Origin of the sequence: Anaerobacillus alkalilacustris (assembly GCF_001866005.1) — a bacterium.
GTDB lineage: Bacteria > Bacillota > Bacilli > Bacillales > Anaerobacillaceae > Anaerobacillus > Anaerobacillus alkalilacustris.
The window spans coordinates 599,321-611,327 of the sequence record NZ_MLQR01000001.1 but is presented as its reverse complement, the minus strand read 5'-3'; the positions used below and the strand labels follow the sequence as shown (position 1 = coordinate 611,327).

Annotated in this window: 8 protein-coding genes; 1 reads left to right on the top strand and 7 read right to left on the bottom strand. The window is 34.9% G+C overall.

The features are described 5' to 3' along the window. Positions 1 to 20: 20 nt before the first annotated feature. The 7 genes from BKP37_RS03000 to BKP37_RS02970 all read right to left on the bottom strand — a co-directional run bounded on the left by BKP37_RS03000 (position 21) and on the right by BKP37_RS02970 (position 11,138). The gene (locus BKP37_RS03000; protein ID WP_245712431.1) at positions 21 to 998 is read right to left on the bottom strand and encodes a carbohydrate ABC transporter permease; all 978 of its coding nucleotides are present in this window, start codon (positions 996 to 998) and stop codon (positions 21 to 23) included. Further along, the gene (locus BKP37_RS02995) at positions 982 to 3,996 is read right to left on the bottom strand and encodes an extracellular solute-binding protein (protein WP_071308206.1); all 3,015 of its coding nucleotides are present in this window, start codon (positions 3,994 to 3,996) and stop codon (positions 982 to 984) included. Before BKP37_RS02995 ends, BKP37_RS03000 begins: the two co-directional genes overlap by 17 nt. A 198-nt stretch (positions 3,997 to 4,194) precedes the next feature. Next, on the bottom strand, positions 4,195 to 5,754 hold the full coding sequence (locus tag BKP37_RS02990; protein ID WP_071308205.1) for an ABC transporter substrate-binding protein: 1,560 nt from the start codon (positions 5,752 to 5,754) through the stop codon (positions 4,195 to 4,197). Between the two features lie 477 nt (positions 5,755 to 6,231). Continuing rightward, entirely contained in the window at positions 6,232 to 7,482 is a 1,251-nt protein-coding gene (locus BKP37_RS02985) for an extracellular solute-binding protein (RefSeq protein WP_071308204.1), read from the bottom strand. A gap of 307 nt (positions 7,483 to 7,789) precedes the next feature. Continuing rightward, positions 7,790 to 8,179, bottom strand: coding sequence for a response regulator (locus tag BKP37_RS02980; RefSeq protein ID WP_071308203.1), 390 nt, complete (start codon positions 8,177 to 8,179; stop codon positions 7,790 to 7,792). Positions 8,180 to 8,184: 5 nt separating this feature from the next. After that, positions 8,185 to 9,963, bottom strand: coding sequence for a sensor histidine kinase (locus BKP37_RS02975; protein WP_071308202.1), 1,779 nt, complete (start codon positions 9,961 to 9,963; stop codon positions 8,185 to 8,187). Between the two features lie 287 nt (positions 9,964 to 10,250). Then, entirely contained in the window at positions 10,251 to 11,138 is an 888-nt protein-coding gene (locus BKP37_RS02970) for a helix-turn-helix transcriptional regulator (RefSeq protein ID WP_071308201.1), read from the bottom strand. A gap of 132 nt (positions 11,139 to 11,270) precedes the next feature. Between BKP37_RS02970 and BKP37_RS02965 the strand changes: the two genes are divergently transcribed. Next, entirely contained in the window at positions 11,271 to 12,002 is a 732-nt protein-coding gene (locus BKP37_RS02965; protein WP_071308200.1) for a ThuA domain-containing protein, read from the top strand. The last annotated feature ends 5 nt before the right edge of the window (positions 12,003 to 12,007 follow it).

The window sequence follows — 12,007 nt, the reverse complement described above, 5'->3', positions numbered from 1 at the left end:
CTTTGTCTTTAATAATGAAATTATTTGCTTTCACCAAATAATTTGTAGCTGATTTTATTGAATAGGACAACGATTAACAAAAGTACAACCGTCACTGCAGATGCATAGCCCAATTCATAACGAATAAAACCGAAGTCATTCGCATGATCGACAATGAGCCAACCCGCGTATTGTGGTGGTGGTGTACCACCACTAAGTGTTGCCGCTATACCTGCCGCATTAAATGTACCAATAATCGCCATGACCGCCCCAAATAACATTTGAGGCTTCATGGAAGGGATCGTAATAAAAAACACTTCTTGCCAGCGATTTCTTATCCCATCAATACTTGCAGCTTCGTATAAAGTCTTGTCAATATTTAACAATCCAGCTAACATTGCTAGAAACCCGACTCCCATACTTCCCCAAAGTCCAATGAAAATCATAACGGGAACTAAAAATTCAGGTGATTGTAAAAATTGAACAGGCTCTTTAACCAGGTTCCACTCTAATAACCAATAGTTTAAATAGCCGACCTGATCTCCACTAAACAACACTCTCCATACAATCGCCATCATGACGGGCCCTGTTACGGAAGGTGAATAAATGATGACCGTATAAATCGTCCGAATATTATGAGGAACCTGAGATAACATCCATGCTAGAAAGAAAGCCATCATATATCCTACTGGTCCGACAATTACCGCATAAAGCAAGGTATTTGATATTGCATGCTGTAAAAAAACCGTATCCCCTGTAAATAAATCAATATAGTTTTGAAATCCTACAAAGGTAGGAAACTGCACCGTATTAAAATAGGTAAAAGACAAGAGTACCGCTACTAAAACCGGTAATACAATAAGCAGTGTAAAAAGAGAAGCGTAAGGTAAAATAAACAGCATAGGAGAATCTTTTATTGTTTTCAATCGTTCTACTATCGTTCTTTTCTTTGGCTTCATCGGAGTATTGAAGATCGGCTGATTGACAGCGGGTTTATTCATACTAGTGCTCTTTTCCATCTGGTCTCACCCACTTTTCTACATTTTCTATCGTTGGAACAAAGTAAGGTTTGATAAGCTGACTATTTTCAATATATCCAAACTCCCTTAGCTTTCGTTCCAATTCTCGATCGATGGTTTTCACAGCATTATCAATAGCCACCCGTGGATTTTCTCGATCGAACACGACTTTATTCCATGCATTACTGATTTCACGTTCCACCATATAATCTCCAGGGACTTTCCCTGTTGCTTGGATCCATTCCCATTGCTCTAAAATCGCACTTTTTGATTCTGATGGCCATGCACTATTACTAAAACCATCAATGTTTGCTGTTAAATAAAGAAACTGATTTCCTAATGTTGCTTGAATATCGTAGGAAAACGAACTTTGTGTCTCAGCACTTGTCCACCATTTAATAAAATTCCATGCTTTCTCTTTTTTATCGCTTGCACTAAACAAGATTGCCGTACTTCCATAGGTAGGATCCCAACGTTCAATCACACCTTGATCATTTTCCACTCCAGGTATTGGCATCATTCCCCATTGTCCAGCTAACTCTGGCGCCGCATGTTTTAACTGAATATAGAGGTTTGCATCCCCTATCCCTACTGGTGATTTCCCGTTTCTGAAATTTTGATAAAAAGCAGAAGTAGTAATCGGCATATTATAAACCGTAAACAAGCTAGTCATAAAATCAAAGGCTTCATAAGCTCCTCCTTGATTAATTACACTCCCACTACCCGTCTCATTATAAAGCTCTCCTCCAAATTGGTAGATAAACGGCGTAGTTGTATCAAAGCCTTTATAGGCACTATCCGCTCCGAGCGGAACAAAGAAATTCATATCATATCTTTGGAGCATCGGAATAAGGCTAACGACATCTTCCCACGTTTCGGGCGGCTCTTCACCAAGGAACTCTAGAATATCCTTACGGTAAAAGAGTAGCTTAACATCTTGCGTTTCTGGCATTGCATATACACCTTCATCATAAATAAATGGAACAAATGTATTTGGATTATACTGCTTGGCTAACTCAAAAAAACCGCCATAAGTACGTAAATCCTCAACAATTCCACGGAGTGCTAACTCAAACGGTCTACCGTGGCTTATCCCTAACGCTGCATCTGGGGTACTGTCTGCTGCATTGGATAAAATAATTTTATTTTCATCAGGCAATAAGGAAAGATTAACTTTAATTCCTGTATTTGGTGTAAACTGTTCATCAATCATCCGCTGCATAATCTCTACATATAATCTCGATTGATTTACCCAAACCTCGATTGTATCATCTTCTATTACCGCTGCTTCATTATATTTCGGATTAAAAAATGAATACGCAAACGCTTTAGTACCTTCAACAAGACTTGTCACAACACTCACATTCGGTCGAGGTAAGTCTATATCACTATGAAAATAAAATTTATCCAAATGCATCGGATTATAAACGAGCATCGGTAATATCGTTTGAATTCGACCATAGGCTGATGATTGCCCTTCATTAAATCTTGTCATGTAATTTGGTAAGTCATCTGGTTTCTCCGCAAATTGTCGAATTAACTGATAAGCAACTTCAAGCTCATTCATTACTGGTAAATCATCTTTTCCTGTTAGTTCGATAAGAGCAACCCTTTGTTCTTCAATCCTTTCAGCAATCCCATATAAATAATTAGATATATCCGGGATATATCTCTCAATTCTCCATACACGTTTTCTATCTACGAGACCTCCTGTTAAGCGTAAAATATCTCTAGAAATTGAATCCATCGCTTCCAATGTCGTAAGAAGTTCATGATAAACATCCCTCACGTTAGAATTATTAATGGATAAGGTAAGAGTGTGTTGCCCTTTGTCTAAAAAGATTTCAAAATAATTACCGTCTTCATCTTTTAGTGTTTCATTTTTCCAACTGCTAGAATAATCGAACATATATAATTCCAGCTCTTGAAACGGTACTTCACCATTGATTTCTATTCTTCTTTGTGTCGGCATTCCGTTATTCGTATCTTGAGAATATTTCAGTGTAAGATGATAATAGCCACTTTCCTCCACATTGAACTGATATTCGACTCTGTCACCACTATCACCGAAAGAATAACCATCCAATACATTGAGAACTCTCGTCTTGTACTCATACGGAGTCACTTGAGGATCTCGAACATACTTCGGTCTAATACTTTGCCTACTTTTCAGTGACATACCTTCTGCTTCAATCGTGATAAGTTTCTCTGAAGAGCTATTTTCAGTCGTTAGCATCGTACGGTATTCTTCATACGTAGGTATCGTAACGGGTTGATTTTTAACTGTGATTTCGCCAATTAAAAGATAGCCTTCGTTGAGAGAAATACTAATTAAATTGATCCCTTTATCCAGCTTAAATTTTAAAGGTCCAGTAAAGAAATAATTAGGATCAACCAAGCCTTCCCTTTTCCAATCGGAAATTAACTCTGATCTAGGAGTTAGTTCATCTCCATAGCGGTCATATTTTAGTCCCCCTTCAAGTGCAACCGGTTGCCAATCCATTGAGAGGGTAATTCTATTCATCTCGTTGTACTGAATCTCATTGTTAACCAAAATAGCAAGCTCAGGATTTAAATGACTCGTCTCTAAAATATAATAATCAAGCCATAATTCATAAAGTCCATCTTCATTCACTTCCACTTCAAAGGATAATTGATCTCCTGGCTCTACATAGATCACGTCACTACCATATCCATTATTTTTTGAGTTTTCATAGATTTTTCCGCCATGAATGAGCGACTGGTCAATCGTATAGCTTTTAGTAGGATTTGACAGCTGTTCTGTGAGCCACTGTTTCATCACACTATAATAATTACTATCGGACTGAAACCCACTAATATATGCTTCAATTGCAGCCATACTACGCTCATAATCGGCTTTTGATAATTGCTCTGCAAAACTATTATTCCTATTTTCTTTTCCAATTAAAAGAATAATAGCGAACGCAATGATCAAAAGGGCGGAAATCGTGTACAAGATCGTTTTTTTTCTCGTCATATGATCCCAACCTATACAAATAATTTTTAAAATTATAGTTTATAAATTTAATAGGTATAAGGAGCCCATACCAGTTTTAGTTTAGTAATGTCATAAAAACTAACTAGTCTATTTGGAAGGACTCCCTCATTCTTACAGGCACTTATAATTTAACTGTTTCAAACAAATTCTAGTTGTTATCCTCTACCTCAAACTTTATTATCTGTTATACTGTCTTAGATAGTCATCGAGATACTCATTCATCATTAGATCCCATTCTTCGGCAATATCATTGTAACTAATCCCTTCATCTCTCATTTGGTGCATAATTTCCCACGTATTTAATTGAGTAAATGCATCGGCAACACCCGGAATTTGTCTAGGATAAGGTATTGGATTTGCTAATTGCTGTTGGAAATCTTCATTTCTGAATGCTTCAAAGTTATAAACTGCTAGAGAGCTGTCCTCTGGGAAGCCAACAACAAGAGGATGATGTTGTAATACTTCAGGATTGGTAGTAATCGGCCAACCTTGAACGAAATTCATCAATGACTCTTCTGCTCGTAAAGGAGCATCCTCAGGCAAGCCAGTATATTCTTCAATCAATGCCCATCTTGATTTTAATCCTTCCTCACCATACGTAAGCCACTTTAACAATTGAAACGCAGCTTCTGCTTTCACTGGATCGTCTTCCAATTCACTTGACAAGCTCAATGTGTCATAGTATGCACGAAGACTAGTCGTACCACCTGCTGGAGCTTGAGGCATAGGGTAAATGTCAATTTCCATTTCACGGTTGACAACTAGTTCATTTATATCGCCACTTAGTGCGTACATCCACATACTTTCAATGACTTGTAAACCGTCACCCCAAGCCCATCCTAAGTTTCCAACTTTCTCAATTCTTTCTTCTTCCGATAAATCATAGAAATGTAATCCTTCTTTTCCTTCTCGTGCAAAGCGTTCGAACCATTGACCAAATCCTTTACTGTTAGCTAAATCCCATCTTCCTGTCTCGACATTGTAGCCTTTCCATCCATTTGGAATACTATCGAAATAATGAGGACCAAGCTCAGAAAGGTCAATAACACCAGGGAAAATAGGGTTATCTGGAGTCAATTTAGCAATTTCACTTCGTAAACTTTCATAATCCTGATAAGTCCAATCATAGCTTGGGATGGCAATATTGTTTTCTCTAAGAAGTCTTGTATTGATTCCAACAAATTGTCCAACAGACATCCAAGGAATACCATAAATTTCTGCACCATCATAGGTTTGCATGAAAGCTCTTGCATTTTCAGAAATCCACTTGGCTTCCTCATCAGTTTCAATATAAGGAGTTAAATCTAACGTTAACTCTCGGTCATAGGATTCTGCTGAAAGTGGAGAATAAAAAATATCAGGTAAACTACCTTCCATTGCTCTTGCAGTCAGCATTTCCATTTGCGTAAAATCATCTGCATCAGCGGCAAACTGACGATCACGAATGACGGTAATATTTGGATATTTCTCCATAAACTTTTCAATGTTTAGCCAAATCGAATTTACTTCATCATTTTCACCATAGAATTTACTCGCATACACTAATTCAATGTCTCTTTCCTTCCAATCAGGGATTCTGTTTCCATCTTCATCAATACCGACAAATTCAGAATAATCGTTCCCGCTATTTGGCTGATCATTACTAGGTGTTTCGTCTGTACCACTTTCTTTCGAACAAGCAGCTAGAAGCATAAATATTACAAAAATAGTGGTTAACATTAAACAACTTTTTTTCATTCATATCCCCCTTAATTTGAATTTAGTCACTTTTTGTACATTTAATTTTCAAAGTTGGTTTTGAAACCGCTTTAATAACATCACTTGAAAACTTCATGTACAAACTTATTATCTATTTAATACAGAAATCAGGAAACCGCTTCCTTTATGAGTGAAGTGTTTTTTTTTACTATAATAAAAGTTCTATTTTTCACATATTATCTATATAGTGTATAATGTGATTGTTTGTAGAGATATTTGACACCGCTTTCAATATTTACACTGAATACAGAGCATCGAGATGGTATGTAGGTCCGATACTTGGCTGAACAACTTTGAATTGATCTACTAAGTATTTTAATCTAGTTCGATTATTCTCCATAAAGTCAAAAAAAGCAGCCTAAGCTGCTTTTTCAATAAATATTCTGGCCTTATGGAGCTCATATTTTTCACTTCATCTTACGATCATTATCGCAATCAATAGAGTTCTATACCCTTTCAGTTTATTTTTGTAAGAATTTCATCTATTTCAAATGCTGCTTTTGTTAAACCTTCTTCTATACTTATTTTTTCAGATAAAATAAGTATAAAGTACTTATTATAGATTTCCTCGATATTCCACCACTGCGGTACAATTGGGCGTAACAGGGCATCTTCAATCCCCTCTAAATATGTTTGATAATATGGATATGGATCATAAAAACCTGACAGTTCTACAAATTTATTTGTCGGAATTAAACCAGTTTGTGCCATATATGTTTGTGGCACAACATTTGTCATCCATTTGATAAATGTCCAAGCTGCTTCCTTATGTTTTGATCCATTAGAGATCACTAAGTTTTCTCCACCTAAAACAGCTCTTTTCCCATTACTTATTGGAAACGGTGCTGCAACTGTTACATCATTAATGAAATCAATATGTTCTTTTGAATTGACACTGTAAAACCACGGACCTTCGTCATTAGAAAAATATTCACCCTCTATAACACTATGCCATTTATTACCTGGCGATACTACAAAATAACCCTTTTGAAAAAGGGTTAACAGTTGCCTAGCAGCAGCAATACTCTGTTCACTATCTAAGTACCCAGTAGCTTTTGAGTTTGTTGGATCGATAAACACACCACCAAGCCCATAAAAATAATGTAAAGTATCCCATAAATTAAATGTTTCGATTACAACTGTATACTTGTTTTTCTCAATGATATTAATGAACTCGTCCATCGTTTCAGGTGGTTTTTTCAATCCTGAAGCTTTTAATAACTCTTTATTGTAGATGGAAACCTTTGTGTTTGTATTTAAAGGTAGTCCATAATATTTTCCTTTGTATAAGTTTGACTTTAATGGTTCTTCATAAAATTGAAATTTTATTTCATGGATATCTTGAAACTCACTTACTGGATATATAAGCCCAAGCTCTGCAAACGAAGGGACCCAGGCCATATCCATTCTGATAATATCAGGCGGCTTATTAGCTGATGCTCTAGATATTAGTGTAGCTATTAATTCTGCATTATATGGCTGATTAACAGATTTCACCTGAATTGTTGGATGTTCCTCTTCAAATAAAGGAATGACATTTTCAAACACATATCTTTCTTTTTCACCATACGTATGCCAAATGACAATCTCTTCTTTCGTTGGATCAACATCTATTGTAGGACTTTTGTTTCCTATGATGGTTTGGTTTCCGCAACCTGAAACGATCATCATTCCAATTATCAGGATTAGAGTATTAACTTGTTGCATCTATATTTTCACCCCTACTTTCTTGCTTTAATAAGGAAGATTAACTGGAGCATATTCTTTTATCCTTGAAATAGCATACTAAAATACTTAACATAATTAAAAAAAATCACTGTACCTCCATATATTTTTCTGAATATTAATTATTGCAATGTTATTTCAGTAGGTGAGTGATATAAAGCTGAACTTCAATCAGTGGGGTTTTTCTTCATTCCCCACCAAACTTTTCGATTTTCTTACGTTTTGAGATAGGGGTCTTACTGCTTAAGTGGGATAAATTTTAATTAAAAATGTAGTCAGTATCAATATTTCACTTTTTTTCTTCATCTAATTTTTGAACACATTTTCGAATTAATTGTAAGAAATCTTCTTGTTCCAATGTCGGCTTTAGTATATAATCAATTGCTCCATATATTATTGCTTCTTTGACATATTCAAAGTTGCTGTAACTACTAACTAATATAACCTTTAACTTTGGAAAGATTTCCATTCCCTTTTTCATTAGGGTTAGCCCATCCATGACTGGCATATTAATATCTGTAATTAGTATGTCTACATGATTATTCTCCATCGCCTCATATGCCTTACCACCATTTGGAAAGTCCCCTATTATGTTTAATCCTTCTTGTTTCCAATTAATAGAAGACTTTAAACCTATTCTAGATATTGGCTCATCATCAACGATCATAACATGATACATTCTTTCTATTCACCTCCATCTTTTGATAACAGAAACAACCTAACAATTGTTCCGGTATTACTGCTATTAATATCAACTGTTGACTCTGGGTTAAAATAAAGCTTAACAGAATCGAATATATGTAGTAGTCCGATCCCAGTAGAAACCTCATTAGATAAACCCGTTCGTTGAAGTTTGTTTAAAGTGTCTTGTTCAATTCCTTTACCGTTATCAGTAATTTCAATTTCAACTCCACTTTCTAATTTATGTGCAGATATTTTTATTACTCCCTCAATCCCTAATGGAACGATACCATGGAAGATTGAGTTTTCTACAACTGGTTGTAAAATCATTTGTGGAATAAGAAAATTACTTACTTCATTATCAATATTCAATTCTAAAAAGAATTTTTGATCATACCGAATTTCCATAATATCAATGAACTTTTGTATAATATCTACTTCTTCACTAAGTGTCACAAACGTTCCTTTTTTCCCCATGTTAGCCTCAAGTAATTTGGTTAACGCAGATAAAGCGGTGTTTGCACGATCAACCTGGTTAAATTTCACTAACCAACGAATTGTACTTAACGTATTAAATAAAAAGTGAGGATTAATACGGTGTTTAACCGCCCGTATTTCAGCATCTTTTTTTTGAATTTGTTCCATTTTTACTTGTTCCATTAATTGTTCAACTTTCTCTACCATACGATTAAATTCTAAGCTCATCATCCCAATTTCATCAGATGTTTTTACACTAGTTCTGACATTTAGATTACCTTTACCTACTTGTTTCATTTGGCTTGTAAGTACTTTCATAGGGTTTGTAACACGATAAGCAAGTATATAACCAATGAATATTGCGAGGGTTGCAAAACCTATTGAACTTAACAGGACAATCATTTGAATCGTTGTTAATTGGCCAGTAATTTCTTCAACGGGAACAATTCCTACGATTGTCCAACCGTTTGAAAGTAATTGTTTAACACCATAGTAAGGTATTCCCTCATCTTTATACTCAAATTCTAGATCATTTGTATTTATAACATGATAAAACAAGGTTTCGTTAGTAATTGTTTGGTTAATATTTTCAGTATTTGCATCAATCACCACTTTCCCATGTTGATCGACAACAAAAAAATACCCACTTTTCCCTAATTTTATTTTGTTTATACTATCTAGAATTGCATTTCCATCTAACAATACTTGTATAAACGCAATATTATTTAAATTATCAAAATCCTTCATCACCCGATTAATCGGCAAAACGTATTCTGTACCTTCACCTGCTCCACTGAAACGCTCAATTTGAAGTCCTTGCCAATAAATTTCACCATCTAGCTCAATGGTTTCATTTAACCAATCTAGTTCATGAGAATTATATTGAGTGAATTTATATCGAGAAAAATCTCCACTTCCCCAACTTCTACCTTCTTCCTTCAATATATAAATCATTCTTACAAAGGAGCTAGCAAATGTTTGTTCATTTAAATAGGAAACCATATATTCGTCATGACTTATGGAAAAAGGAAGTTCTTCGTATAGATCATGTTTAACGATCTCTTGCAGTCTCATATTACTATAAATCAGATCTGACATATCACTACCAGTTGATAAAACAAAAGACAATGAATCAACTGCTTGACGAGCAGATTGCAATGATGCTTCCCTTACGTTTTCTTTTATAATGTTTGATGATGAAAAATAAAAGATGGAGCTATTAAAAATGGTTGGAATTAAACTAACCATCAATATGAGAATGACAATCTTAGTTATAAAGCTTTTTTTATACATTTTTTCAGACATTACTTTATTCCCTCATTTAAGAAGACATTTTTTTAATAAGCCCACTTCAACCTCATCTCTAGCAAGCTGCTTTTACCTGTGTTTTTAGTTTCACAACATATATTATCCATTATTCGTAACGTAATGGGAACTATTTAATATCTTTATATAGTGTCTTATTTTAAGGTTATACACAAGACACCTTCTTCCTTGATTAATATGCAACCAAGAAAAAACAGGCTACCAAAAGGTCATTTTAAATAACTTTTTGGCAGCCCATTCATTGTTGTATATTTAATATTCAAATCCTAAAAATATTTACTATTTTGCTTATAATATTGAAGCGGTGAGATCCCCTCATACATCTTGAACACCTTACTGAAATAATAAGGATCATTAAACCCTGTCAAATATCCGATCTCCCCAATATCCATATTTGTTGCTTCAAGTAACTCCTTTGCTTGAATGATTCTTACCTTGTTTATATAACGAGTGATTGTGTGACCAGTAACTTTTTTGAACTCTCGATTGATATAATCATAGTTACATTCAAATTTTCCCTCAATTTCATAGCTTGTGATTTTTTGAGAATAAAAGTGATGGATAAAATCTAACAATTCATGTGCTTTCATGAATGTTTTTGTTTTTTTATGGCCAGCACCTTCAGATTTCGTTAGAAGGTAATCCCGAGATAATCGAATAAAAAGTTCTGACAATCTTAAAGCAGTGAGAGTACGATTATAATTTTTACGAAGATATAATTGCCGCATCTCATGAAGAAAATGAAAGGTATGATGAATGTTTACATTCGAGGTTAATTGAAATGTTTTCGGAAAATAGTACAAACTGCTTTCTCGTAAATTTAGAGAACCATCTTCAAGAATGGATTGTTTTGCGAGCTCACGGACGTCCTTTATTAGCTGAGATTTAATATCCGGATGAACAAAGTGAATATAATAATAATCACAAACATGTTTCCTAATCCCCTCATGATCTTTATTTGGTTCTAAGAGGAGCATATCGCCTTGCTTTAATATGTATGGAATACCATTTTCCTTTATATGTAGTTCTCCACTATTAATAAAATACAGAATATACTCGTTTGTATTTCTTTTAAAATGAAGCCAAGGGGCTTTATAAGAAACATATCCCATTAATTTTATTTTCGAAACGAATTCCATATTAATCGCAAACATCTTATCTCTCCTTTTTATAAAAGTCGATATTATACAAAAAGAATCTATTTCCAACATTTTCGTTTATTCTACCACACCCTATACTATGGATGAACATGCAACTTTACATTTTTTGATAGGGGGGATTCTTCAATGAGTTCAATTAACGTAACTGTATGGAATGAGTATCGACACGAGAAGAAAAGTGAGCATGTAGCGAGCATTTATCCTGATGGAATCCATCATGCGATTGGTAATTATCTTAAAGAAAATACTTACTTCGAAGTAAAAACAGCTGTCCTTGATGATCCAGAGCATGGATTAACCAATGAAGTACTTGATAACACAGATGTTTTAATTTGGTGGGGGCATTTGGCTCATGGTGAGGTTAGAGACGATATTGTTGAAAAAGTTCACAAAAAAGTATTAAAAGGGATGGGGCTAATCGTTCTCCACTCTGGTCATGGATCAAAGATATTCCAACGCTTATTAGGAACAAAAACAGGTGCGTTAAAATGGCGGGATGACGGTGAAAAAGAAAGACTTTGGGTCATTGAGCACAGCCATCCAATTGTACAGGGGATAGGCGAGTACATTGAACTACCAAAAGAGGAAATGTATGGTGAACGTTTTGAAATTCCAGCTCCAGATGAATTGATTTTCATTTCCTGGTTTGAAGGTGGAGAGGTCTTCCGTAGTGGCTGCTGTTACCGAAGAGGTCTTGGAAAAATATTTTATTTCAGACCAGGACACGAAACATTTCCAATTTATCATCAACCCGAAATTTTAAAGGTTATTTCTAATGGTGTTCATTGGGCAGCTCCATCGGTCGGCGCAAAATATAGCTACGGAAGAGTACAACCAATTGAAAATATCCAAAAATAAATGGG

What these genes read in the sequence shown, in the direction of transcription:
- BKP37_RS03000 (WP_245712431.1), bottom strand. Translation starts at nt 998, where the DNA reads ATGGAAAAGAGCACTAGTATGAATAAACCCGCTGTCAATCAGCCGATC.
- BKP37_RS02995 (WP_071308206.1), bottom strand. Translation starts at nt 3,996, where the DNA reads ATGACGAGAAAAAAAACGATCTTGTACACGATTTCCGCCCTTTTGATC.
- BKP37_RS02990 (WP_071308205.1), bottom strand. Translation starts at nt 5,754, where the DNA reads ATGAAAAAAAGTTGTTTAATGTTAACCACTATTTTTGTAATATTTATG.
- BKP37_RS02985 (WP_071308204.1), bottom strand. Translation starts at nt 7,482, where the DNA reads ATGCAACAAGTTAATACTCTAATCCTGATAATTGGAATGATGATCGTT.
- BKP37_RS02980 (WP_071308203.1), bottom strand. Translation starts at nt 8,179, where the DNA reads ATGTATCATGTTATGATCGTTGATGATGAGCCAATATCTAGAATAGGT.
- BKP37_RS02975 (WP_071308202.1), bottom strand. Translation starts at nt 9,963, where the DNA reads ATGTCTGAAAAAATGTATAAAAAAAGCTTTATAACTAAGATTGTCATT.
- BKP37_RS02970 (WP_071308201.1), bottom strand. Translation starts at nt 11,138, where the DNA reads ATGTTTGCGATTAATATGGAATTCGTTTCGAAAATAAAATTAATGGGA.
- BKP37_RS02965 (WP_071308200.1), top strand. Translation starts at nt 11,271, where the DNA reads ATGAGTTCAATTAACGTAACTGTATGGAATGAGTATCGACACGAGAAG.